Annotated in this window: 19 protein-coding genes; 10 read left to right on the top strand and 9 right to left on the bottom strand. The window is 59.3% G+C overall.

Annotated features, from left to right (window positions below):
• The first annotated feature begins 171 nt into the window (after nucleotides 1-171).
• Both F8N96_RS04875 and F8N96_RS04870 read left to right on the top strand, forming a co-directional pair.
• Nucleotides 172-432 carry a hypothetical protein gene (locus F8N96_RS04875; protein WP_150796819.1) on the top strand — a complete coding sequence of 87 codons (261 nt, stop codon included), beginning with the start codon at nucleotides 172-174 and terminating at the stop codon, nucleotides 430-432.
• 88 nt (nucleotides 433-520) lie between these two features.
• Entirely contained in the window at nucleotides 521-1,414 is an 894-nt protein-coding gene (locus F8N96_RS04870; protein WP_150796818.1) for a LysR family transcriptional regulator, read from the top strand.
• Here the strand turns inward: F8N96_RS04870 and F8N96_RS04865 are convergent.
• The 5 genes from F8N96_RS04865 to F8N96_RS04840 form a co-directional block, all read right to left on the bottom strand.
• Nucleotides 1,380-1,994, bottom strand: a complete 615-nt coding sequence (locus F8N96_RS04865; RefSeq protein ID WP_150796817.1) for a GNAT family N-acetyltransferase — start codon at nucleotides 1,992-1,994, stop codon at nucleotides 1,380-1,382. The genes F8N96_RS04870 and F8N96_RS04865 overlap by 35 nt on opposite strands.
• Nucleotides 1,995-2,008: 14 nt before the next feature.
• Complete coding sequence (locus F8N96_RS04860; RefSeq protein ID WP_150796816.1) at nucleotides 2,009-4,264, bottom strand: arginine/lysine/ornithine decarboxylase; 2,256 nt, start codon at nucleotides 4,262-4,264, stop codon at nucleotides 2,009-2,011.
• A 293-nt stretch (nucleotides 4,265-4,557) separates the two neighbouring features.
• Nucleotides 4,558-5,316 (bottom strand): DNA polymerase III subunit epsilon, encoded by a 759-nt coding sequence (gene dnaQ, locus F8N96_RS04850; RefSeq protein WP_150796814.1) that lies wholly within the window; start codon nucleotides 5,314-5,316, stop codon nucleotides 4,558-4,560.
• Nucleotides 5,317-5,530: 214 nt separating this feature from the next.
• Nucleotides 5,531-5,983, bottom strand: a complete 453-nt coding sequence (gene rnhA / locus F8N96_RS04845; protein ID WP_008028618.1) for a ribonuclease HI — start codon at nucleotides 5,981-5,983, stop codon at nucleotides 5,531-5,533.
• 91 nt (nucleotides 5,984-6,074) lie between these two features.
• Nucleotides 6,075-6,833: a class I SAM-dependent methyltransferase gene (locus F8N96_RS04840; RefSeq protein WP_150796813.1), complete on the bottom strand. Its 759-nt coding sequence runs from the start codon at nucleotides 6,831-6,833 to the stop codon at nucleotides 6,075-6,077.
• 66 nt (nucleotides 6,834-6,899) lie between these two features.
• On the opposite strand from F8N96_RS04840, the gene gloB reads away from it, so the two are divergent.
• The 8 genes from gloB (at nucleotide 6,900) to fabI (ending at nucleotide 17,678) form a co-directional block, all read left to right on the top strand.
• A complete protein-coding gene (gloB, locus tag F8N96_RS04835; RefSeq protein ID WP_150796812.1) occupies nucleotides 6,900-7,667 on the top strand; it encodes a hydroxyacylglutathione hydrolase in 768 nt (255 codons plus the stop codon).
• 99 nt (nucleotides 7,668-7,766) lie between these two features.
• Nucleotides 7,767-9,197: a transglycosylase SLT domain-containing protein gene (locus F8N96_RS04830; RefSeq protein WP_150796811.1), complete on the top strand. Its 1,431-nt coding sequence runs from the start codon at nucleotides 7,767-7,769 to the stop codon at nucleotides 9,195-9,197.
• Between the two features lie 283 nt (nucleotides 9,198-9,480).
• The gene (locus tag F8N96_RS04820; protein ID WP_150796809.1) at nucleotides 9,481-11,313 is read left to right on the top strand and encodes an extracellular solute-binding protein; all 1,833 of its coding nucleotides are present in this window, start codon (nucleotides 9,481-9,483) and stop codon (nucleotides 11,311-11,313) included.
• Nucleotides 11,310-13,151, top strand: coding sequence for an extracellular solute-binding protein (locus F8N96_RS04815; RefSeq protein ID WP_150796808.1), 1,842 nt, complete (start codon nucleotides 11,310-11,312; stop codon nucleotides 13,149-13,151). Before F8N96_RS04820 ends, F8N96_RS04815 begins: the two co-directional genes overlap by 4 nt.
• Nucleotides 13,152-13,154: 3 nt before the next feature.
• Nucleotides 13,155-14,228 carry a microcin C ABC transporter permease YejB gene (locus F8N96_RS04810; protein ID WP_150796807.1) on the top strand — a complete coding sequence of 358 codons (1,074 nt, stop codon included), beginning with the start codon at nucleotides 13,155-13,157 and terminating at the stop codon, nucleotides 14,226-14,228.
• A gap of 1 nt (nucleotide 14,229) precedes the next feature.
• The gene (locus F8N96_RS04805; RefSeq protein WP_150749002.1) at nucleotides 14,230-15,249 is read left to right on the top strand and encodes an ABC transporter permease; all 1,020 of its coding nucleotides are present in this window, start codon (nucleotides 14,230-14,232) and stop codon (nucleotides 15,247-15,249) included.
• 1 nt (nucleotide 15,250) lies between these two features.
• On the top strand, nucleotides 15,251-16,861 hold the full coding sequence (locus F8N96_RS04800) for an ABC transporter ATP-binding protein (protein WP_150796806.1): 1,611 nt from the start codon (nucleotides 15,251-15,253) through the stop codon (nucleotides 16,859-16,861).
• A 22-nt stretch (nucleotides 16,862-16,883) separates the two neighbouring features.
• On the top strand, nucleotides 16,884-17,678 hold the full coding sequence (gene fabI / locus F8N96_RS04795; RefSeq protein ID WP_008152082.1) for an enoyl-ACP reductase FabI: 795 nt from the start codon (nucleotides 16,884-16,886) through the stop codon (nucleotides 17,676-17,678).
• A gap of 71 nt (nucleotides 17,679-17,749) precedes the next feature.
• On the opposite strand, the gene F8N96_RS04790 is transcribed toward fabI, so the two are convergent.
• The 4 genes from F8N96_RS04790 to F8N96_RS04775 all read right to left on the bottom strand — a co-directional run bounded on the left by F8N96_RS04790 (nucleotide 17,750) and on the right by F8N96_RS04775 (nucleotide 23,473).
• A complete protein-coding gene (locus tag F8N96_RS04790) occupies nucleotides 17,750-20,344 on the bottom strand; it encodes an SET domain-containing protein-lysine N-methyltransferase (RefSeq protein ID WP_150796805.1) in 2,595 nt (864 codons plus the stop codon).
• A gap of 85 nt (nucleotides 20,345-20,429) precedes the next feature.
• Nucleotides 20,430-21,899, bottom strand: coding sequence for a hypothetical protein (locus tag F8N96_RS04785; RefSeq protein ID WP_150796804.1), 1,470 nt, complete (start codon nucleotides 21,897-21,899; stop codon nucleotides 20,430-20,432).
• 339 nt (nucleotides 21,900-22,238) lie between these two features.
• The gene (locus F8N96_RS04780) at nucleotides 22,239-22,820 is read right to left on the bottom strand and encodes a GGDEF domain-containing protein (protein WP_150796803.1); all 582 of its coding nucleotides are present in this window, start codon (nucleotides 22,818-22,820) and stop codon (nucleotides 22,239-22,241) included.
• A gap of 74 nt (nucleotides 22,821-22,894) precedes the next feature.
• Nucleotides 22,895-23,473 (bottom strand): hypothetical protein, encoded by a 579-nt coding sequence (locus F8N96_RS04775; protein WP_150796802.1) that lies wholly within the window; start codon nucleotides 23,471-23,473, stop codon nucleotides 22,895-22,897.

Below are 23,473 nucleotides of genomic sequence, written 5' to 3'. Positions count from 1 at the left end.
AAGATTCTCGACTATCCGATAGAAAGAGCTAGTAGTTATAGATGACGATTCAAGCAGCGGCGACTTAAACACCGCCCCTGACTATTTTTTTCCAGCAGGAAAACTTACTTCGCCCAACCACGGTCTACCAACCCGCAAATTGAGTGATTTATCTCCAGAGGTTTTAAGCAGATGGCAGCAGTACTCGTCGGTCAGTTCCATGCAAGAGACGCGGAAGGCCGCGTTTATCTAGTGCATGAGTTCCAGGACTCCACCCCGTCGGCAGACGGTCTTACCGGCTCGGTGCCTGTCACTACCTATAAGCTGGCCATTGGCGACCGAATGAAAAAAATCGATGACAACCGGTTTGAGCTGATTCAATCGAAGGTCACTGTCACGCGCGAACCTGACACTTATGTCGGCCAGATGCCGGAAACCACCGTCGCCTCATAACCGGCTGTTATGAGCAGAAGTCATATGCGCGCACTTGGGTTAGGATTCAATCACTGACTCCCTCACCTGCCGAACATGGACTTCACGCATGCGTTTACGTCATATCGAAGTGATCCAGGCGCTGTTGCAGACCGGTCACCTGGGCACCGCCGCCGAATGGCTGCAGTTGCCGGTGGCCGAAGTTGAACGCATTCTGCGCGATGCCGAGGACCAGTTGGGTTTCATGCTGTTTTCCAGCGTGCGTGGACGCCTGCAGGCCACGCGCGAGGCGCGGGCGTTGCAGGTGGAAATCGCCCACGTGTATGACGCCCTTGAACCGGTCCAGCGCCTGGCCAGCAGCCTCAAGCAATATCAAGCCCCGCCCCTGCGCATCATCTGCACCCCGCCCTTGGCCCAACAGCTGTTGCCGCAGAGCATCGCGACCTTGCGCCGACGCCTGCCCGACGCGCCTTGCAGCCTGCTGAGCCAACCCACCCGCGAGATCGTCAAAAGCCTGCTGCTGCGCGAAAGCGATCTGGGCCTGAGCCTGCACGACCCCGATCACGCCGACATCCATTGCCAGGTGATTGCCCAAGGCAAACTCCAGCTGCTCGCCCCCCATGGCTGGCTGCAACCCAAACAGAAGTACATCTCGCTGCAAGACCTGGCGGGTCAATCGATGGTGGGGCTGGAAGGCCATGATCCGTTGAGCCCGGCGCTCGACCACAAACTGCACGCGTTACGCCCGACCCCTGTGGTCCATACCCGGGTGCAGACTCATCAGATGATGCGCAGCATGGTCGAGGCCGGCGAAGGCCTGGCGATCGTCGACCCGTTTACCGCGCTCGGGGCCAGATCGACCGGGCTCGACGCTTGCCCGCTGGCGCCCGCGGTGCCGATCAGCCTTTATGCCCTGACCTTGAAAAACGGCGAACCCTCGCTGGCCGTTCAGGCATTGCTGGACATTGTCACGGAACAAGCCGCGGCGATGCTGACGAGCTAAACGGATTTTCCAGCGGGTTATCGAACAATCGGTACCAGAACAGCGCCACTTCGGCGGTGTTCGGATCAATGCCGCGATAGCGCAGATGATCGATTCCGCCCACGGTGAAGCCGCAACGCTCATAAAGCCGACAGGCGCCCAGGTTATTGTTCTGGGTTTCAAGCATGATGCCCGGCAGTTTTTTCTTGCGACTCCAGAACTGCGCCACATCCAGCAGCGCCTTGGCCACACCGTGTCGGCGGGCCGGCGCATGCACCGCCAACTCATCGATATGGGCAAAGCCGTTCCAGTTGGTGCTCACCACCAGATGCCCCACCGGCTCGTCATCGAGATAAGCCATGAAAATCTCGCTGTCGGTCGCCTCGTGGAAACTGCTGAATTCCTCGGGATCGATGCCGTAGCACTTGCGGTAAGGCGTGATGGGCGTCACGGGCCAGCGCTCCACCGGCTTGCCGATGTCGGCGGCGCCATAGGCCGCGACTTCAAAACTGAAATCACTGCCCCAGATATAAGCGGCGAAACCATCGTCGGCAACGCGCACCGACAGCCCTGGGTATTGCGGATTCATGACCGGTTGCATACTGGGAAAGGTCCTCATTCCTTGATGCAATCGACGGTGTAATGCCGTCCATTGCCCTCGTCTTCGTGTTGCAAGCCATGCACATCAACGACAAATCCCGGAAAACTGCTGTCAAACGTACGGGCAAATGCCAGGTAATCGATGATCGAGCGTGTCGATCCGGTAAAACGTTCGCCGGGCATGATCAACGGTATCCCCGGCGGGTACGGCACCAGCATCACCGCGGCGATCCGCCCGTCCAGGTCATCGATCGACACCGCTTCAACGTCGCCTCGTACCAACTGATCATAGGCGTCGGATGGCTTTATGGCGACTTCCGGCAGTACGGTGTACATGCGCTTGAGGTGTTTGGCCGTGGCGTTGCTGCGGTAGCAGGCGTGCAATTGATCGCACAGATCGCGTAGCCCCATGCCCTGATAGCGCGCGACATTCGCTTGTGCCACGCACGGCAGGCAGCTGGCGAGACTGACGTTGGCATCGTAGCTGCGCTTGAATTCCAGCAACTCGGTCAGCAGCGTGCTCCACTTGCCCTTGGTGATGCCCATGGAAAACAGCACCAGGAAGGAGTACAGCCCGGTCTTCTCGACGACCAGCCCACGCTCCCAGAGGAACTTGCTGACCACCGCCGCCGGAATCCCGCGCTCGCTGAGTGCTCCGCCTGCGGTCAAGCCCGGCATCACCAGGGTGACCTTGATCGGATCGAGCAGGACGTAGTCGTCGGTCACGCCGCCAAAACCGTGCCAGTCGGCGTCGGCTTGCAGCAACCAGTCTTCGGTGACGACACGGTCGATGCCTTCCACCGATGGTGGCTGCCAGATGGAAAACCACCAGTCATCCTTGGCAATGTGCTGCCGCAGATTGGCCAGGGCCCGCCGAAAACTCAGGGCCTCGTCGAACATTTCCTGCAACAGCGAACGTCCTGCCGGGCCCTCCATCATGGCCGATGCCACGTCCAGGGACGCGATGATGCTGTACTGCGGCGAGGTGGAGATGTGCATCATGAACGCTTCGTTGAAGCGATCCCGGTCCAGCTGCCGTGCGCCGCCGTCCTGGACGTGAATCATCGAGGCCTGGCTGAACGCGGCCAACAGCTTGTGGGTGGAATGGGTGGTGAACACCAGCGGGCTGTCTTCACTGCGGGAAGTGCCCATGCCGTAACGCCCGGCGAAAAATTCATGGAAGGCCGCATAAGCGTACCAGGCCTCGTCGAAGTGCAAGACCTCGACGCTGGTGCCCAGGTTCTGCTTGATCAGCTCGGCGTTGTAACAGAGGCCGTCATAGGTGGAGTTGGTGATCACCGCGAGTTTGACTTTGGGCGCCCGGCCCTTGGTCAGCGGGCTGGCGTCGATCTTGGCCTGGATCGATTCGCGGCTGAATTCGCTCAATGGAATCGGGCCGATGATCCCCAGCTCGTTACGCTCCGGGCACAGGTACAGCGGAATGGCCCCGGTCATGATGATCGAATGCAGCACCGACTTGTGGCAGTTGCGATCCACCAGCACCAGGTCATCCCGGGCGACCATCGAATGCCAGACGATCTTGTTGGCGGTCGAGGTGCCGTTGATGACGAAGAAGGTGTGATCGGCGCCGAAGTTGCGGGCGGCACGGGCCTCGGCTTCTGCCAGGGGACCGGTGTGATCGAGCAGCGAACCCAGTTCCGGCACCGACACCGACAAATCCGAACGCAGGGTGTTTTCTCCGAAAAACTGGTGGAACGCCTGCCCCACCGGGCTTTTGTGATACGCCACGCCACCGCCATGACCGGGCGTGTGCCAGGAATAATTGGAGTCGGCGGTATGTTGCACCAGGGCCTTGAAGAACGGCGGCAGAAGGCCATCCAGGTATTTGCGCGCAGCGCGGGCCACCTGTCGGGCGAGGAACGGCACGGTGTCTTCGAACAGGTACAGAATGCCGCGCAGCTGATTGAGTTCAGCCATGGCGTCGGCCGGGGCGTTCTCCAGGGTCACCTGTTCGCCCAGGGCGAAAATCGGCAGGTCCGGCGCACGCACCCGCGCCAGGCCGATCAGCTCGGCCATGTTGTGCAGCAGGTGCGAGTTTGTACTGGCGTCCTCGGCGGCGATCAACATGCACGAAAGGCCGTGATGGGTCGAGGCGACGAGGCGCCCTTCGGTGTAATCCACGGCGCCGAGGATACTGAAGCCTTCCTGCTCCAGCTCCCGGGCAATGCCCCGCACACGGTCACCGGCGACGGTGTCGGCCTTGAAGTCGCGATGAACGATCAGGACCGGGAATTTCAAATCTTTATACATGAGGCTCAGTGTCCTGAGGCGGCGGGCCGTGGCCTGCCAATCACCTCAGGGTAGAGGGTTCGAGCGCTGGTGGCGAGCGGGCAAGCGCCAATGCCAGTCAGTCAAGGAAATTGTAGGAGCGAGCTCGCTCGCGATGGACTCAAGAGCGCCGCGTTTAACCAGTAATCAAGCGTTATCGTTAACGACCATCGCGAGCAAGCTCGCTCCTACAGTGGGCTGAGCTTGACTGAACGGTATTATGTAAAGCCCCCTAGCCACAAAAGCTCTTTCGCTCAATATCTGGAAATCCTGGGTTACGCCTGCGCCTTGGCTTCCGCCAGTTGCTGCCACAACGACGGCGCGCCGGCGGACTTGGCGATGGCTTCGAGGCGCGCGATGTGCCGGGCCAGGTCGTCTTCGCTGGCGCGAATGATGCGCGTCGGTTGACGGTCGACCGGCAAGCGGCGGATTTCCGTGGCCGAGTTGTCCGCGCCTTCGCCGGAACCGTTGCCATCGGACGCGTTACCGGCCAGGGACAGGCTGGTCTGGCCGCCGGTCATGGTCAGGTAGACGTCGGCCAGGATCTCGGAGTCGAGCAAGGCGCCGTGGAGCTCACGGCCGGAGTTGTCGACGCCATAGCGTTTGCACAAGGCATCGAGACTGTTGCGCTGCCCGGGGTGGCGCTCCCGGGCCATCATCAGGGTGTCGAGGATCGAGCAGTGCTGCGTGATGTCCGCGCGATCGTGCTGGCCCATCAGGGCGAATTCGTTGTTGATGAAGCCAACGTCGAACGCCGCGTTATGGATGATCAGCTGCGCGCCCTTGATGAACTCGAAGAACTCGTCGGCGACTTCGGTGAAACGCGGCTTGCCCACCAGGAATTCGTTGGTGATGCCGTGGACGCCGATGGCGCCTTCATCGCTTTCGCGATCCGGTTGCAGGTAAACGTGGAAATGCCGGCCCGTCAGGCGCCGACCGATCAACTCGACACAACCGATTTCGATAATCCGGTGGCCATCGGTCACCGGCATGCCGGTGGTTTCGGTATCGAGTACAACGGATCTGGTGGCCATCAGTGCTCAGCTCTCAACGGGTCGTTCTTGCAAAAGCGGCGATGTTAACACGCTCGCCAGGGTCTTTCAGGTGCACCGTGTCGCGGCATTCGCGAGCAGGCTCGCTCCCACATTGAATCGGCAGTGCACACAGAGTTTGTATTCACTGAAGATCAAATGTGGGAGCGAGCCTGCTCGCGAATGCCGCGACGCGGTGTACCGCGTGGAATCGTAATCAGGCCTGCTTGTACCCACGCACTTCATCCACCCCACGGTTGGCCAGTTGGTCGGCCCGTTCGTTGCCATGGTGGCCGATGTGCCCGCGCACCCATTTCCAGGTGACGTTGTGCCGGTTGACCTGCTCATCCAGCAGCTTCCACAGATCGGCATTTTTCACCGGTTCCTTCGCCGCGGTCTTCCAGCCGCGCTTCTTCCAGTTGTCCATCCACTCGTTGATGCCTTTCATCACGTACTGGGAGTCGGTGACCAGCAGCACGTCGCAGGAACGCTTGAGCTCCTCCAGGCCGCGGATCGCCCCCATCAACTCCATGCGGTTGTTGGTGGTGTTGGCTTCGCCGCCCCAGAGTTCTTTTTCAACGCCCTTGCACACCAGCAATGCGCCCCAGCCGCCAGGGCCAGGATTGCCTTTGCAGGCGCCGTCGGTGAAGAGTTCTACGCTATCGCTCATGCCAATCTATCCAGAAAATGCCGTGGTTCGCCGATCCAGGACCGACGATGCCCGAGGCCGGGGTGCACCCGGCCGGGAATATGAATGTGTATTACGGTTCGATGCGGCGACGGTTGACCTTGGCCATCGGCAACGGAATCAGCTTGCCCATCGGCTCGCGCCGCTCCTGACGCAGCGGCCGCAGGCCCACCACGATCTTGCGCGCGACCAGTAGATAAAAGCCGCCACCCGACAGTTGCCAGTCACCGGCCCTGCGCTCCCAACCGGCCAGGCGGGCCTGCCAGGCGGGGGACGCCAGCGGCGGACGATAGCACCCGAAGCGGCGTTTCTCCAGCGCAAACCCCAGCAGGTTCAGCCAGTCGCCGACCCTGAATGGGGAAATGCAGCGCGCCTTGCGCAAACCATCGTGAGCGAATATATGGCGCAGGCCCCAGGTGCTCCAGGGGTTGATCCCGATGATCAGCAGATGACCGCCGGGGCGCACGCTGCTGGCGGCTTCGCGCAGCAAACCGTGAGGCGACAGGCAGAAATCCAGCCCGTGTTGCAGCACCACCACATCGGCGGCGTGCTCGCTCAATGGCCAGGCCTGCTCTTCGCAGACGATCTCGACGCCCGGCAATGGCGCGCCGAGCCGCACATTGCGCTGCACCTGCGGCGCCGACGGCGGGGTCTGGGCCGACGGACCGTAATGCACCAGGTAGCCGCCGAAGAAGCGCCCCAGCTCGTCTTCGAGCATGTGGCGCTCTTCGTCCAGCAGAAATTGCCCGATCGGGCCGGACAGCCATTCACGGGCCGCGCTGATCAACGTCAGCCACTCAGGATCGGCCTGAGCGAACGCTTTATCGGTCATTGCATTTCTCCAACGCGCCAGGAAGTTCTAAGATGCGCCATTGTTTTCCGCTTGGCGAATCCGACGATGATACAGATCAGTGCCCTCTGCGCCTTCACCGACAACTACATCTGGTTGTTACAAGACCACCCCACCCGGCGCTGCGCGGTCGTCGATCCTGGGGATGCCGGGCCGGTCCAGGCCTGGCTCGCGGCGCATCCGGAATGGGTCCTGAGCGATATTCTGATCACTCACCATCATCATGACCATGTCGGCGGCGTCGAGCAGCTGAAAAAAGCGACGGGCGCGACCGTCTACGGACCGGCCAATGAACACATCCCGGCGCGGGACGTCGCCCTCAAGGACAACGACCGCTTCAACGTGCTGGGCTGCGACTTCGAGGTCATCGCAATTCCTGGCCATACGCTGGGGCACATAGCCCTTTATCACCAGGGGCGGCTGTTTTGCGGTGACACCCTGTTCGCCGCCGGATGCGGGCGCCTGTTCGAAGGCACGCCTGAGCAAATGCACAGCTCGCTGACACGCCTGGCGGCCCTTCCCGAGGAGACGCAGGTCTACTGCGGTCATGAATACACCTTGAGCAATCTGCGTTTCGCCCTCGCGGTCGAACCGGGCAATCCCGACATCGCCGAACGGCTGGCCACTGTCACTAAACAACGGGAAGCGGGGATGATCACGCTGCCGTCGACATTGGCCCTGGAAAAGCTCACCAATCCGTTTTTACGTACCGGAGAAACATCCGTTAAAGAAAAACTGGACGAACGGAACGGAACTCATAACCGGGCTCCGAGTGCGGTCTTTGCTGCTCTTCGGGCTTGGAAAGATAAGTTCTAAGCCGTGTTGCCGATGGTACAAAAATTCTGAATGGTTGACCGCAGGGGGTACGCTTTCTAGAATCCCCCGACATTTTTGCCCGGAACTTACTTCCAGCCAATGTCGTCATCCATTCGCAAAGCCATCAATACAGACGCATTGACCCGCCTGGCTCAAGCCATCGCGGTGGCTGTGTCCGCCACACTGGCGGGCTGTTCCAGCCATGTGCCGCAGACCGAAGCGACGCACGTTCCGAACCTCGCCGCTCGAGCCAAGCCAAAACCTGTCCTGCTCAGCGTGAAACCGGCTCCGGAAATACCCCAGGATGTCTGGGAGCGCATGCGCCAGGGCTTCCAGCTGCAGGACACCGTCGGCGTCAACCCGCGCATCGAGCAACAGCGCCTGTGGTTCGCCAGCAACCCGTCCTTCCTGGAAAACGCCGGCGAGCGCGGCAGCCTGTACATCCATTACATCGTCGAACGCCTCGAAGAACGCAACATGCCGCTGGAGCTGGCACTGCTGCCGGTGATTGAAAGCGCCTACAACCCGATGGCCTATTCCCGGGCCAACGCGGTGGGACTCTGGCAATTCATCCCTTCCACCGGCCGCTACTTCAACCTGCGTCAGACCCGCTTCTACGATGGCCGGCGCGATATCACCGCCTCGACCACGGCGGCGATGGATTACCTGACCCGCCTGCATGACATGTTCAACGGTGACTGGTTGCTGGCCCTGGCGGCCTACAACGCCGGCGAAGGCACCGTCAGCCGGGCCATCGAGCGCAACGAAAAGCTTGGCCTGCCGACCGATTACTGGAACCTGCCACTGCCGGCCGAAACCCAGGCCTACGTGCCGAAGCTGCTGGCCCTGTCGCAAGTGGTACTCGCGCCGGACGCCTATGGCGTGAACCTCAACCCGATCGCCAACGAACCCTACTTCCAGGTCGTCGAAATCAACCAGCGCATGGACCTGTCCAAGGTTGCCGCGGTGGCCAATATCGACGAAGACGAGCTGTACCAGCTCAATCCCGCGTTCAAACAACGCACCACCATCGATGGCCCCCAGCATTTGCTGGTGCCGACGTCCAAGGCGCAGCTGCTGACCACCAGCCTGTCGACCATGCGGCCTGAAGAGTTGATCAGCAAGAAGCCGCTCAAGCCGGTCTTCGAGGGTGCCGACAGCCCCGCCGTTGCCGGCGTCAAGCGTTCCTACCGGGTCAAGCGCGGCGACAACCTCGGCACCATTGCCAAGGCCAACAAGGTCGACGTCAAGGACCTGCAGCGCTGGAACAAGCTGACCGGCAAAAATCTCAAGGCCGGTCAGACCCTGGTCATGCAGGACACCACCAAGCGCAGCTCCGGGCGCGTCAACACTGTGGTGGCGGCCACCAGCAAGAAGCAGCAGACCCAGTACAAGGTCAAGCAAGGCGATTCGCTGTACATGGTGGCCAAGCGCTTCAATGTTGAAATGCAGCACCTCAAGCGCTGGAACCCCCGGATTGGCCAGGCGCTGAAGCCCGGGCAGATGTTGACGGTGGCTTCGCCGCGTTGATGTAGGAATGTAGGAGCGAGCTTGCTCCGGGCGGCGTTCCGACGATGGACTCGAGAGCGCCGCGTTCTGTAGGAGCAAGCTTGCTCGCGATGGATTCAAGAGCGCCGCGTTTAACCAGTACACACGCGTTATCGTTGACGACCATCGTCGGAACGCCGCCCGGAGCAAGCTCGCTCCTACAACCAGCTATTAACCGCGCATTAAATCCCCGTCTTTTTCCTGCCCAGACAAGCTGTTACTGTACGGCCCACAAAGCCCAAGCCGCCTGGATCGGATCTCTGACTTGAAGCGTCCCCTCCTCCTGTTCCTGATCAGCCTGGCCTTGAGCTCCCCCGCAAGCGCGACGATCAGCGAAAGCCATGGTTATGCGCAGTTCGGCACGCTCAAGTACCCGGCCAGATTTACCCACTTCGACTGGGTCAACCCGCAAGCGCCCAAGGGCGGTACCTTGCGAGTGATGGCGTTTGGCACCTTCGATACGCTCAACCCTTACACCTTCAAGGGTTCGAGCCCGGTTTCCACCCCCAATTTCCTGCAGTACGGCATCAACGAGCTCAACGAACCCTTGATGGTCGGCACCGGCCAGTACGCACCGTCCGGCGACGAGCCGACGTCCAGTTATGGCCTGATCGCCCAATCGGTGGAGTACAGCGAGGACCGCAGCTGGGTGGTGTTCAACCTGCGCCCGCAAGCGCGGTTCCACGATGGCGCGCCGATTACCGCCTACGACGTGGCGTTTTCCTACCGCCTGCTGCTCAAGGAAGGCCACCCGCAGTACCGCACCAATCTCCAGGAAGTGTTGCGGGTCGACATCCTCAACCCACATCGGATCCGCTTCGTCTTCAAGCGCGCCGGCAATCCCTTGCTGATCCTGCGCCTTGGGGAGTTGCCAGTGCTGCCGCAGCACTACTGGAAAGGTCGCGACTTCAAGGCCACCACCTTCGAACCGCCCCTGGGTAGCGGCCCTTATCGCATGACATCGGTCACGCCCGGGCGGCAGATCGTGTTCGAACGGGTCAAGGATTACTGGGGCAAGGACCTGCCGGTCAATCGCGGCAAGTACAATGTCGACCGCATGGAAGTGGAGTTCTACCGTGACAGCGACGTCGCGTTCGAAGCCTTCAAGGCCGGCGAGTTCGACATCTACATCGAACACCAGGCCAAGAACTGGGAAAACGGCTACAACTTCCCGGCGGTGCGCCGCGGCGACGTGATCAAGGCGCAAATCCCGCACCAGATCCCGACCCAGACCCAGGGCCTGTTCATGAACAGCCGGCGCCCAACCTTCTCCGACGCCAGGGTCCGTGAGGCCCTGGGGATGATGTTCGACTTCGAATGGACCAACCGCACGCTGTTCAGCGGCGCCTACAAGCGTGCCCTGAGCTACTACCCCAATAGCGAGTTTTCCGCCACCGGCCTGCCAGTCGGCCATGAATGGCTGATGCTCAAGCCCTATCGCGAACAACTGCCCGCCAGACTGCTCACCGAGCCGTTCAGCCTGCCGCGGACCCAAGGCCGCGGCATCCCCCGGGAAACCCTGCGCAAAGCCCTGGGCCTGCTGGCCGAGGCCGGCTGGAAGCTCATTGGCCAACGCCTGCAGAACGCCGCCGGGCAACCGTTGCGCCTGGAGATCCTGCTGGTCAACCCGAACCTCGAACGTATCCTCCAGCCCTACGTGGAGAACCTCGCCAGCATCGGCATCGACGCGCGCCTGCGCACGGTCGATCGCGCCCAATACAAGCAGCGCCTCGATCAGTTCGATTTCGACATGATCCTGATGACCCTCAACCAGACTCTCAGCCCGGGCCTTGAGCAATGGCAGTACTTTCACTCCAGCCAGGTCGGGGTCAAGGGCAGCAAAAACTACGCGGGCATCGCCAACCCGGTGATCGACCACTTGCTCGACCAATTGCTCGCCGCCCAGACCCGCGATGAGCAGGTCGCCGCCGGCAAGGCGCTGGACCGGGTGCTGCTGTGGCAGCACTACATCATCCCCAACTGGTACCTCAATTATCACCGCCTGGCCTACCGCAACCGGTTAGCCTTTGTCACCACGCCGCCCTACACCCTGGGTTTGAGCGCGTGGTGGCTGAAATCTTCGGAGAAGGATCGATGAAACCCGTCCGTGCCCTGCTGTTGCACGCCAGCGGCCTGTTGTTCGCCGGGCTGGCCTTCGCCGCGCCGCAACATGCCCTGACCCTGTACAACGAGCCGCCGAAATACCCGGCCGACTTCCAGCATTTCGATTACGTGAACCCCGATGCGCCCAAGGGCGGGATTTTCCGCCAGGCCGGGTTCGGCGGCTTCGACAGCCTCAACCCGTTCATCGGCAAGGGGGTGCCGGCCGACGACATCGGCATGATCTACGACACCCTGGCCAAGCAGGGCCTGGACGAACCGTTCACCGAGTACGGGCTGGTCGCCGGCAAGATCGAGAAAGCCCCGGACAACAGCTGGGTGCGCTTCTACCTGCGCCCCGAAGCACGTTTCCACGACGGCCATCCGATCCGTGCCGAAGACGTGGTGTTCAGCTTCGAGACCCTGACCAGGGACGGCGCGCCGCTTTACCGCGGTTACTACAGCGACGTCGCCGAAGCGATCGCCGAAGACCCGCTCAAGGTGCTGTTCAAATTCAAGCACAACAACAACCGCGAACTGCCGCTGATCCTCGGCCAGCTGCCAGTACTGCCCAAACACTGGTGGGCCAGCCGCGACTTCAACAAGGGCAATCTGGAACTGCCGCTGGGCAGCGGTCCGTACAAAGTCAGCGAAGTGAAAGCCGGGCGCTCGGTGCGCTATGAGCGGGTCAAGGATTACTGGGGCAAGGACCTGCCGGTCAACCGCGGGTTCTACAACTTCGATGTCATGACCACCGATTATTACCGCGACAACACCGTGGCCCTGGAAGCACTCAAGGCCGGTCAGTTCGATTACTGGCTGGAGATGGCCGCGAAGAACTGGGCCAACGCCTACAACATCCCGGCCGTCACCGAGGGCCGGTTGATCAAGGAACAGATTCCCAACGGCAACCCCACCGGCATGCAAGGCTTTGTGTTCAACCTGCGGCGCCCGGTGTTCCAGGACCTGCGCGTGCGCCAGGCCCTGACCCTGTTGCTGGACTTCGAGTGGACCAACAAGCAACTGTTCAACGGCGCCTACGCGCGCACCCGCAGTTATTTCGAGAACTCGGAAATGGCCGCCAGCGGCCTGCCGGACGCCGAACAGCTGGCGATTCTCGACCCGTTCCGCGGCAAGATTCCCGAGCAGGTGTTCAGCGAGGCGTTCCAGAACCCGGTCACCGACGGCAGCGGCATGATCCGCGCCCAGCAACGCAAGGCTTATCAACTGTTGCAAGAAGCCGGCTGGCGCATCGTCGACGACAAGATGGTCGACGCCACCGGCAAACCGGTGACCATCGAATTCCTGCTGGCCCAGACCGAATTCGAGCGGGTGCTACTGCCGTTCAAGCGCAACCTGAGCGATCTGGGCATCGACCTGGTGATCCGTCGGGTCGATGTCTCGCAGTACATCAACCGCGTGCGTTCACGGGACTTCGACATGATTGTCGGCAGCTTCCCGCAGTCCAACTCACCGGGCAACGAACAGCGCGAATTCTGGATGGCCGCCGCGGCCGATAAACCCGGCAGCCGCAACTCCATGGGCCTGAAAGACCCGGTGGTGGACCAACTGGTCGAGCAACTGATCAACGCCGACTCGCGGCAAAGCCTGGTGGCCCACGCCCGGGCACTGGACCGGGTGCTGCAATGGGGCTATTACGTGATCCCCAACTGGCACATCAAGACCTGGCGCGTGGCCTACTGGAACCACATCGGCCACCCGAACCTCTCACCCAAGTACGACATCGGCATCACCACCTGGTGGATCAAGCCCGACGCGAAACCTGCGGTAGAAGTCGAAACCAAACTGCAAGCCGACCCTGCGGGCACGGAGTAACAGATGCTGGCGTATATTTTTCGGCGACTGCTGCTGATCATTCCCACCTTGCTCGGCATTTTGCTGATCAACTTCGTGATCATCCAGGCCGCCCCCGGCGGGCCGGTGGAACAGATGATCGCCAAGCTCGAAGGCTTCGAAGGCGCCACCAGCCGCATCGCCGGCGGCGGTGCCGAAGTCTCGGTGGCAGGTTCCGCCTATCGTGGGGCGCAAGGGCTGGACCCGGCGCTGGTCAAGGAAATCGAGCACATGTACGGCTTCGACAAATCGGCGCCGGAACGCTTGTGGATCATGATCAAGAATTACGCCGCCCTGGATTTCGGCGACAGCTTCTTCCGCGACGCCAAGGTCATCGACCTGATCAAGGAAAAGATGCCGGTGTCGATCTCCCTCGGGTTATGGAGCACGCTGATCATGTACCTGGTGTCGATCCCCCTGGGGATCGCCAAGGCCACGCGCCACGGCAGCCACTTCGACGTCTGGACCAGCTCGCTGATCATTGTCGGCTACGCGATCCCGGCGTTCCTGTTCGCCATCCTGCTGATCGTGCTGTTCGCCGGTGGCAGCTACCTTGACTGGTTCCCGTTGCGCGGGCTGACCTCGAACAATTTCGACGAGTTGAGCATGGGCGGCAAGATTCTCGACTACTTCTGGCACCTGGCCTTGCCGGTGACCGCACTGGTGATCGGCAACTTCGCGACCATGACCCTGCTGACCAAAAACAGCTTCCTCGACGAAATCAACAAGCAGTACGTCGTCACCGCCAAGGCCAAGGGCCTGACCAACCACCGGGTGCTCTACGGCCACGTGTTCCGCAACGCCATGTTGCTGGTGATCGCCGGGTTCCCGTCGGCGTTCATCGGCATCTTCTTCACCGGCTCCTTGCTGGTGGAAGTGATCTTTTCCCTCGACGGCCTCGGGCTGATGAGCTTTGAAGCGGCGATCAACCGCGACTACCCGGTGGTCTTCGGCACGCTGTTCATCTTCACCCTGCTGGGACTGGTGGTGAAGCTGATCGGCGACCTCACCTACACCTTCGTCGATCCGCGCATCGACTTCGAAAGCCGGGAGCATTGAGATGAACCTGTCCCCTCTCAATCGCCGACGTTTCGAACTGTTCAAGGCCAACAAGCGTGGCTGGTGGTCGCTGTGGCTGTTTCTGCTGCTGTTCGGCCTGAGTCTCGGCGCCGAACTGATCGCCAACGACAAGCCGCTGGTGGTGCACTACGACGACGGCTGGTACTTCCCGGCACTCAAACGCTACCCGGAAACCGCGTTCGGCGGCGAGTTCCCGCTGGAAGCCAACTACAAGAGCCCGTACATCCGCGAATTGCTCAAGGCCAAGGACGCCTGGGTGCTGTGGGCGCCGATCCCCTACAGTTACCAGAGCATCAACTATGACTTGAAAGTCCCTGCTCCGGCTCCACCCTCGACCGACAACCTGCTGGGCACCGACGATCAGGGCCGCGACGTGTTGGCCCGGGTAATTTACGGTTTCCGGATCTCGGTGTTGTTCGCCCTGACCCTGACGATCTTGAGCTCGATCATCGGGGTGATCGCCGGCGCACTGCAGGGTTTCTATGGTGGTTGGGTCGACCTGGCCGGGCAGCGTTTCCTCGAGATCTGGTCCGGGTTGCCGGTGCTGTACCTGCTGATCATCCTCGCCAGTTTCGTACAGCCGAATTTCTGGTGGCTGCTGGGGATCATGCTGCTGTTCTCGTGGATGAGCCTGGTGGACGTGGTGCGCGCCGAATTCCTGCGCGGGCGTAACCTGGAATACGTGCGTGCGGCGCGGGCGCTGGGGATGCAAAATGGTGCGATCATGTTCCGCCACATCCTGCCCAACGCCATGGTCTCGACCATGACCTTCATGCCGTTCATCCTGACCGGCGCCATCGGCACCCTGACCGCCCTCGACTTCCTGGGCTTCGGCTTGCCGCCGGGCGCGCCGTCCCTGGGTGAACTGGTGGCCCAGGGCAAATCCAACCTGCAGGCGCCCTGGCTGGGCATGAGCGCGTTTGCCGTGCTGGCGTTGATGTTGAGTTTGCTGGTGTTTATCGGCGAGTCCGCTCGCGATGCCTTCGACCCGAGGAAGTGAAATGAATCAGGACAATCTGATCGAAGTGCGCGACCTGGCCGTCGAATTCGTCGTCGGCGAGCGTGTACAGCGGGTGGTCGAAGGCGTCAGCTTCGACATCAAGCGCGGCGAAACCCTGGCGCTGGTGGGCGAAAGTGGCTCAGGCAAGTCGGTGACCGCGCACTCGATCCTGCGCCTGCTGCCCTACCCGCTGGCCCGGCATCCGTCCGGCACCATCGAGTATTCCGGGCGAAACCTGCTGAGCCTGAAAGAAAAAACCATCCGCCACATCCGCGGCAACCGGATCGCGATGATCTTCCAGGAGCCGATGACCTCGCTCAATCCGCTGCACTCGATCGAGAAGCAGATCAACGAGGTGCTGGGCATCCACAAGGGCCTGATCGGTAAAGTAGCGACCAAACGCACCCTGGAATTACTGGAGATGGTCGGTATCCCGGAGCCAGAGAAGCGCCTCAAGGCCCTGCCCCATGAATTGTCCGGCGGCCAGCGCCAACGGGTGATGATCGCCATGGCCCTGGCCAACGAGCCGGAACTGCTGATCGCCGACGAGCCGACCACCGCACTGGACGTGACGGTTCAACTGAAAATCCTCGAATTGCTCAAGGAACTGCAGGCCCGACTGGGCATGGCGCTGCTGTTGATCAGTCACGATTTGAACCTGGTGCGAAGAATTGCGCATCGCGTATGTGTCATGCAGCGCGGTTGCATCGTCGAACAGGCATCGTGCGAAGAGTTGTTCCGCGCGCCGCAGCATCCGTACACTCGGGAACTGCTGGCAGCGGAGCCCAGCGGGACGCCGGCGACCAATGTGATTGGCCCGCCATTGCTGCAAGTCGAGGACCTGAAAGTCTGGTTCCCGATCAAGAAAGGCTTGCTGAAAAAGACCGTGGATCACATCAAGGCGGTCGACGGGATCAATTTCAGCCTGCCCCAGGGCCAGACGCTGGGGATTGTGGGAGAAAGCGGTTCCGGCAAATCGACCCTCGGCCTGGCGATTCTGCGGCTGATCGGCAGCACCGGTGCGATCCGTTTCGAAGGCAAACAGCTAGACTGCCTGACGCAGCAACAGGTTCGCCCGCTGCGCCGGGAGATGCAGGTGGTGTTCCAGGACCCCTTCGGCAGCCTGAGCCCGCGGATGTGCGTGAGCCAGATCGTCGGCGAAGGCCTGCGGATCCACAAGATGGGCACCGAGGCAGAACAGGAACAAGCGATTATTGCGGCACTCAAGGAGGTAGGCCTGGACCCGGAAACCCGGAACCGCTACCCCCACGAATTTTCCGGCGGGCAACGGCAGAGAATCGCCATTGCCCGGGCATTGGTGTTAAAACCGGCGTTGATTCTGCTGGACGAGCCGACCTCGGCCCTCGACCGGACCGTGCAACGCCAGGTGGTGGAGCTTTTACGTTCACTGCAAACCAAGTACAACCTGACGTATCTGTTTATCAGCCATGACCTGGCTGTCGTCAAAGCGCTGAGCCACCAGCTGATGGTGGTCAAGCAGGGCCAAGTGGTCGAACAGGGAGACGCGCAAAGTATTTTTGCCGCCCCCAAACATCCGTATACACAGCAGTTGCTGGAAGCCGCTTTCCTGGCCCCCGCCACTGCGCAATAACCTGAAAAGAGAGGAGCAACACATGGGTTTTCTCGCCGGTAAGCGCGTACTGATCGTCGGTGTCGCCAGCAAGCTGTCCATCGCATCCGGCATCGCTGCCGCCATGCATCGCGAGGGCGCTGAGCTTGCCTTCACTTATCAGAACGACAAACTCAAGGGTCGTGTCGAAGAGTTCGCACAGAGCTGGGGTTCCAACCCGGACCTGTGCTTCCCGTGCGACGTGGCCAGCGATGAAGAAATCGCCAAGGTTTTCGTTGAGCTGGGCAAGAAGTGGGACGGCCTGGACTGCATCGTGCACTCCGTCGGCTTCGCCCCGGGCGACCAACTGGATGGCGACTTCACTGAAGCCACCACCCGTGAAGGTTTCCGTATCGCTCACGACATCAGCGCCTACAGCTTCGTGGCCCTGGCCAAGGCCGGTCGCGAAATGATGAAAGGCCGCAACGGCAGCCTGCTGACCCTGTCGTACCTGGGCGCCGAGCGCACCATGCCCAACTACAACGTGATGGGCATGGCCAAGGCTTCCCTTGAAGCTGGCGTACGTTACCTGGCCGGCTCCCTGGGCCCGGACGGCACCCGCGTCAACTGCGTATCGGCTGGCCCGATCCGCACCCTCGCCGCTTCCGGCATCAAGAACTTCCGCAAGATGCTGGCCGCCAACGAAGCGCAAACCCCGCTGCGTCGCAACGTCACCATCGACGAAGTCGGCAACGCCGGCGCCTTCCTGTGCTCGGACCTGGCGTCGGGCATCAGCGGCGAAATCATGTACGTGGACGGTGGTTTCAACACCACGGCCATGGGTAGCCTAGAAGAGTAATCTTCAGCTGTTCCAATAAAAAACCCGCCTGTTGTTTTGGCGGGTTTTTTGAGTGCGGTTTTTGCCGCTGCTCAAGTCCAATCGTAACCGTCTCCATAATCGAGAAGGAGTTCCCCCCCCTTCTTGATGTCTTTCCATGCAACAAAGAACGTCATGTATCTTCCAACGTTAATGGATGCAACATTTTCACTGCCTAAAGATGGCCTGCCTGGCGCATTAGGACTATTGATCAAACTAAGAATATTACCGCTGCCATGGGCGCTGAGCGTTCCGTCATTTGAAAACGTGCTAAATGTGTAGCTATTCACAGCTTTATGCCCTTTTTCTGAAATTTCCTCCCGCAGGGTTTTACTGCCCAAATGCAATTTCCCTGAGTACGGACCCAGCACTTCGAATCTTTCAATGTCGCGCTTTGCAACGACCGACCGACCACGCTCCGGCCCATTGCTCAGCACTTTAACTTCCATGAGTTTATCAAACCTCGGCGCAAGATTATTCTCGTTGCGAATCCAGTCTCGCACCTCCACGGTGATATCTTCCTGCAATCTCAACCTTTTGGTTTTGGACACTTGATCAAGTAGTTGATTCCAGTAGGTAACCTCGATTTCACCAACAGTTGATTCACGCCCTTCAAGTCCACTGGGGCCTTCAGCCTTTAGCGTCAGGCTTTCTTTAACATTTTTCGGGTCCTGCAGAATCGGCAACGAATTGTCTATGTCATGATCCAGGTGAAGCCGTTCTGAACTCTGTGCAGCCTCAGGGTCTGGCCGGGGGCGCTTGCTGCTTCCGGGCAGGCTCTCTTCTGCGGGACGCTTAGTGCCCTCGGATGTATCGTGCCTTGCCGAACCTTTGCGCGCCAAGTGCGGCCTTGGCGTCGGTTCGCCCAATATGACAAGGTCTTTGCCTGACTGTTTAAGTGCACCCGTTTCATCCACGTAAGTTCCCCAACGCACTGGATTCAGGTTATTTTTCTCGGCAAAATCACCCGCCGTTATTTTATTGGTTTGGGACTTGTACAACGCCTGCCAGGCTTCCAGATGCTCATAGGTAATGTTGGTAAACTCCTCACCCTTAGCGTGCTTCACCAGTACCTTTCCAGCGGCTTTTAGCTTGCCATACTGGTCGATATGTTCCATGAATGATGCAGGATTGAGGTTATGTCGGTTGGCAAACCCCTCTTGCGTCAATCCATCACGCCCTTCCTGAGATTGAGTTTCCCAGTGCCTCAAATGTTTGGCGGTGATCGCTGTCTGAACGTTCCTCGCTCTAAGGAGCACTTGTTGCCCTTCCCCCGTGAGTCCGACGCTCAACTGCGCATACTGTCTGAAGTCTTGAGGGTCGAGTCGGTATCTTGTGGTGAATTGACTTATCGCCATCTCTTCGACCGAATCATTCAACTCCTGCCACTCCTCCAGGTGTTTGTGGGTAACCAAGTTGTAATCCTCCGGCGTCTCTCCTTCCAACCTGATCTTCTGCCATTGACCTGCCTTGACTGACGATACCTGTAAGCCCGTATGCTCGTTGGTTCTATAATTGACGATGTCGACAGAAACAATATCGGCAGTGAGATTAAAATTATCCCGAACCTGATACACCGCGATGCTTCCACTCTCATCGACATTGCATATGTAACACCGCTGACCATCCACACTTCGATAAATCCCTTTGCCATTGTGTGTGAGCCCTGCTATGCATGATGCCGGCGCTGCATAATGCTGGTAGATTACGTTGCTGATGGCTGTTCTCGGCTCCAGGTAACTCGGTCCGAAAACATGGTTGGTTGATGAGTCGATCAGGCGATAGTCGCGGGAAACGAGGTCGCCTGTATTACGCACCGGGACGTTATCGATACCGCCGACATTGCTCAGCTGATCACCGGTTCGCAGCGGTGTCCAGGTCGTTGGATTCACTGAGACCAGATAACGAATGGCGCCCGGGGAAACCATCTTCATCGACCGTTTGCCGAGTTGAGTGATACCTCTATTTACTTGCCTAGCGTCTGCCGCGGCAGCTTTAAGCGAGACGGAATCTTCCAGCTCGCGTAATGTCAGCGAGCGAGGACGCTTGCTCGGGCCAGGGCCGAGGTCTACAACGGCTGGAGGCTGTTGAGGAATGCCTGGCTGACTTTCTTCCATGGGCATGGCACTTTGCGGCTTTCGTTGCCAAAGCGTCGTTCCTTCGATGGGTTCGAGCACCGGACCAGACGGGGTCAACTCTCTGGCAGAGGTCGCCTGATAATCTCCGTGCGTATTTTTGTGGACCATGACGGTGCCTTCATCTATTACATCGACATAGATTCTTTTCTGCTTGTCATAGCGGAACAGGTCCCCTGCTACTTTTGTCAGTTTGCCGGCCAGGCCCGGTCCAATGATCGCCAGTGTTTCAGACCTCCCGGGCGGGTTCGTGCCTTCTACAGGATTGTCGGTTACGACAACCGGCTGATGAGGGACAACGTCTGGCCAAATAGTCGAGTCGTGTGGGCCGGGTGTTTGCTCTCCGTCTCGCAGAGAGCTGCGAAACGTGCCGGAATCTCCGTCTCGCAGCGCGCTGCCAAACGTGCCGGAAGGGTCACCCTGTACCACATCACCCTCTAGCGAGGTTCTGGGAAGTGTCGATGAAGTGTCAGACGAGTTGGGATCAGTAATTATCTTGGGTTTTTTAGCCATGACGGTTGCTCAGATAAATAATTATTCAAATTTCTCATTCAAGGAAGTGCGCCTGAAACAAGACGAAAGAGTAGCTTGGTGGAAACTAGGGCTCGTAATGAGGCACGGCCCTGAGCATCGCGGCGTTTAGTTCTGGACCGCGCTCATGCTCCTCCAGAACCTCAATGGCCCTCTCGATTTCTTCGGCCGAGTAACCTTGATGTTTTATCGCCTGCACGCCATTGCCGACCGCCCACTGCACTGCCGGAGCCAGTCTGGATGCAGCAACCAGCGCTTGGCGTTCAGGTGAAGCTGCGCGACTATGTTCGGCTGGCAGGTTGAGCAACTGCTCGAAGTTCATGTGTCTTGACGAGCCGGGAGCAATAGCCTCCGCCAAGATAAAACCGCTCCTGAAATTGACCCACGTGCTGGAACCGGCATAGGTCAGGTCATCCGGAATATCACGGACCCAGAGCTCGGAAGAGGTATTCGCTTCGATGACGCGCATAACCAGACGCACGACAGGCGCGAAAATACCCAAGCGTTCCATCAAGTCCCTTACGATGTCATTACGGATAAAGGAATAGTTAACCTTCTGGCCGGTGAATCTCACCAAGTCAAAGTTTGAATATAAACATTGCGGATGAGTCGGCGGCGCAGCGACACTCAGCCAAAGTGCGCGCCATACCAATTTCGCCAATACCGGTTGTGGGCAGGTTTCCCCTTCTTTGCTACCATACCAGTCCAACGCCTTGACGAGCCTGCGGCCCAAGGCAAGGCTGTTTTCCGTATTCACCAGTCGTTCAAGAACAACGGTAGGCGTATTGGCAATTTGTCGCTGCAACTCGATCGTAAGAAAAGACACAGCCAAATAATTGATCAGCGAATCATTATGTTCCGCTTGAGTTTTATAGATGATATCGAGTATGCACTTATCGTCCTGTTCATCCATAATCAGATCAAGATCACTCAATTGACCGTCGTGACCCAGTACACGGGCAGCGCGACGCTCCTTCAGGCTATCCAGCACAGCCGTCCATTGAACCGCCGTCTGCGGCGACGATGGGATAATCAAGTAATACTTCAAAACAAGATCGAGCCGAATCGTTCGGTTGCTTCTGATGCCGTCGCCAATGATGCGATGGATGCCTAGAAGAACCTCAATATCGTGCTGCCAGCAAACTGGGACGTCTTTCAGCAGTAACTTTATGTTATTGCTAGTGAGTACGGGCAAGACTGCGGCTACCTTGGGACTGCTGAACAACGGTACGATAATATCGTGCCAGATCCAATCCGTTTCGCCGGGGCGGCTGATTGCGTTTTTCCTGTCCTGCAAGTACTGCTGAAATTCTTCGTCCGCGTCAAGCTTTTCCAAAACCGTAAACGCTTCGGCGCAGACATTGTCCAGTTCAGAATGGGTGGGAGGTGGGTAATAGCAATGTGGCGCGGACGAAGAATAACCATGACTCCGCAACGTACCATGGACGAGTCGCTCCATGTAATCAGTTAAATGATCAATATCCTGCAGGCGATTCTCTGGTCGCTTGAAATAGAATTCGGAAATAGCATTATTCAAGATACAACCCTCATGAAGTACAGCTTTGCTTTAGTCCTTATATATTTAGCAGACATTCACGTACGACTCAGCTATCAATACGTGACAATTCATTCAAGCCAAAACACAGGTAACATCAAGAAAAATTAAACCAGCAGAATGCAGCACGAATCAATGACACGAAAAGACACCAGAAACATTCCACACATCCGCACAACTAAAAATTTAAAGTACGAATGGCGACCAGGTCCACGCACCTGAACTACCGTTCGCCAAGCAAGCGGGGTTTTTATCGATGAAGCCTCGACAGAAACGCCGCGCATCTTTCGATATGAGGCGTTTTTTTTGAACCACGACTACCTACCGGTGCAACGCCCTTTCGGCCTCTGCCAGCAATTCCTCGACATCGTGGTGAAGATTTGCGTCGTATTCGATCTGCCCGATACTGAAACGGATGTCATAACCGCGGTGCACCGTGGCATTGCGCTCGTCGAGCATCTCTTCGAGGCGCGCCTTGATCGGGGCGATGTCCACCCACCCCGAGCCGGTCAACAACGCGACAAATTCATCGTCGCCCAGCCGGCCGATCACGTCATTTTCGCGAAAGGCGATACGCAGTACATCCGCGAAGGTTTTCAGGGCGCTGTCGCCCTCGGCACGGCCATACAGATAATTGATCTGTTTGAACTCATCGAGATCGAAAAACAGCAGCGTCGCTGGCCGGCCCATCTGCTGGCAGGCGTTCAGCCCCAGTTGGGCAAGCGCGGTAAAACCGTGGCGATTGGAGAGTAGCGTGAGCTCATCCATGTTCGACATTTGCACGCCCATCAGCGCTTGCTCGGCTTTACGGGCCAGCTCACGCAGCAATTCGCGCTCTTGCAGTGGCGTGCGCATGGGGTCTGCGCAAGGGCCGTGTTTGACCGGTTTGCCTGGGATCAGCATTGCTCACTCCATTGGCGGGTATGTTCTTTAGAGTCGTCCATACCCGGTTTGACTCCCTGTTAACGGACCGCCGGTCAACTGCCCTCGATCGGACAGGGCCCTCCCGCGTCCGCCCAGAGTTTGAACTGGGTGACAAAAATGTCGTGCGGCACCGGCACCGGCGCGCGTCCCACACCCGGATTCCAGCCCCAGAGCACCAATTTGTCGTCGCTGACATGTTTGATCAACGCCGCGAAATCGCGATCGCCATTGCTGGAGCGGTCCTTGATCATGGCGCACAACTTGTCCGCCGGCAGGCCGATCCAGGCCATTTTGTGGGCCGCCGGCGGCAGGCTCCAGTGCGGCGCTCCCGGCGGCATGCCCGGGCCATAGCTGGCCGGCGGGTTGCGTTCGGCATGGCAGGTGGCACAGGGCAAACCGGCAGCCCCCTTGCCGTCCATCCCCCGCACCACATTCATCGCGTGGGGAATGCCGGCGTCGAACTGCAAGGGTGAGTCACCGGGGATATGGCAGTTCTGGCAGCGCGGGCTCTGGAAGACTTTTTGCACGGTATCGAATGCCTTGACTGCTTCCTTTTCATCAGCAAGCACGTGCTCGGCGTAGGCGATCAGGCCGATCAACACCACCGCGCCAAGCAGCAGATGTCGTTTCAT

It is taken from the genome of Pseudomonas fluorescens (assembly GCF_902497855.1).
Taxonomy (GTDB): domain Bacteria; phylum Pseudomonadota; class Gammaproteobacteria; order Pseudomonadales; family Pseudomonadaceae; genus Aquipseudomonas; species Aquipseudomonas fluorescens_BI.
Note: the sequence above shows the minus strand (reverse complement) of the source record. Positions and strands in the feature narration are given on the sequence as shown.

Coding starts and splice junctions, on each gene's coding strand:
- F8N96_RS04840 (WP_150796813.1), bottom strand. CDS start 6,833: ATGACCGATAAAGCGTTCGCTCAGGCCGATCCTGAGTGGCTGACGTTG.
- rnhA (WP_008028618.1), bottom strand. CDS start 5,983: ATGAGCGATAGCGTAGAACTCTTCACCGACGGCGCCTGCAAAGGCAAT.
- fabI (WP_008152082.1), top strand. CDS start 16,884: ATGGGTTTTCTCGCCGGTAAGCGCGTACTGATCGTCGGTGTCGCCAGC.
- F8N96_RS04810 (WP_150796807.1), top strand. CDS start 13,155: ATGCTGGCGTATATTTTTCGGCGACTGCTGCTGATCATTCCCACCTTG.
- gloB (WP_150796812.1), top strand. CDS start 6,900: ATGATACAGATCAGTGCCCTCTGCGCCTTCACCGACAACTACATCTGG.
- F8N96_RS04800 (WP_150796806.1), top strand. CDS start 15,251: ATGAATCAGGACAATCTGATCGAAGTGCGCGACCTGGCCGTCGAATTC.
- F8N96_RS04860 (WP_150796816.1), bottom strand. CDS start 4,264: ATGTATAAAGATTTGAAATTCCCGGTCCTGATCGTTCATCGCGACTTC.
- F8N96_RS04830 (WP_150796811.1), top strand. CDS start 7,767: ATGTCGTCATCCATTCGCAAAGCCATCAATACAGACGCATTGACCCGC.
- F8N96_RS04815 (WP_150796808.1), top strand. CDS start 11,310: ATGAAACCCGTCCGTGCCCTGCTGTTGCACGCCAGCGGCCTGTTGTTC.
- F8N96_RS04775 (WP_150796802.1), bottom strand. CDS start 23,473: ATGAAACGACATCTGCTGCTTGGCGCGGTGGTGTTGATCGGCCTGATC.
- F8N96_RS04870 (WP_150796818.1), top strand. CDS start 521: ATGCGTTTACGTCATATCGAAGTGATCCAGGCGCTGTTGCAGACCGGT.
- F8N96_RS04805 (WP_150749002.1), top strand. CDS start 14,230: ATGAACCTGTCCCCTCTCAATCGCCGACGTTTCGAACTGTTCAAGGCC.
- F8N96_RS04865 (WP_150796817.1), bottom strand. CDS start 1,994: ATGCAACCGGTCATGAATCCGCAATACCCAGGGCTGTCGGTGCGCGTT.
- dnaQ (WP_150796814.1), bottom strand. CDS start 5,316: ATGGCCACCAGATCCGTTGTACTCGATACCGAAACCACCGGCATGCCG.
- F8N96_RS04875 (WP_150796819.1), top strand. CDS start 172: ATGGCAGCAGTACTCGTCGGTCAGTTCCATGCAAGAGACGCGGAAGGC.
- F8N96_RS04790 (WP_150796805.1), bottom strand. CDS start 20,344: ATGGCTAAAAAACCCAAGATAATTACTGATCCCAACTCGTCTGACACT.
- F8N96_RS04780 (WP_150796803.1), bottom strand. CDS start 22,820: ATGCTGATCCCAGGCAAACCGGTCAAACACGGCCCTTGCGCAGACCCC.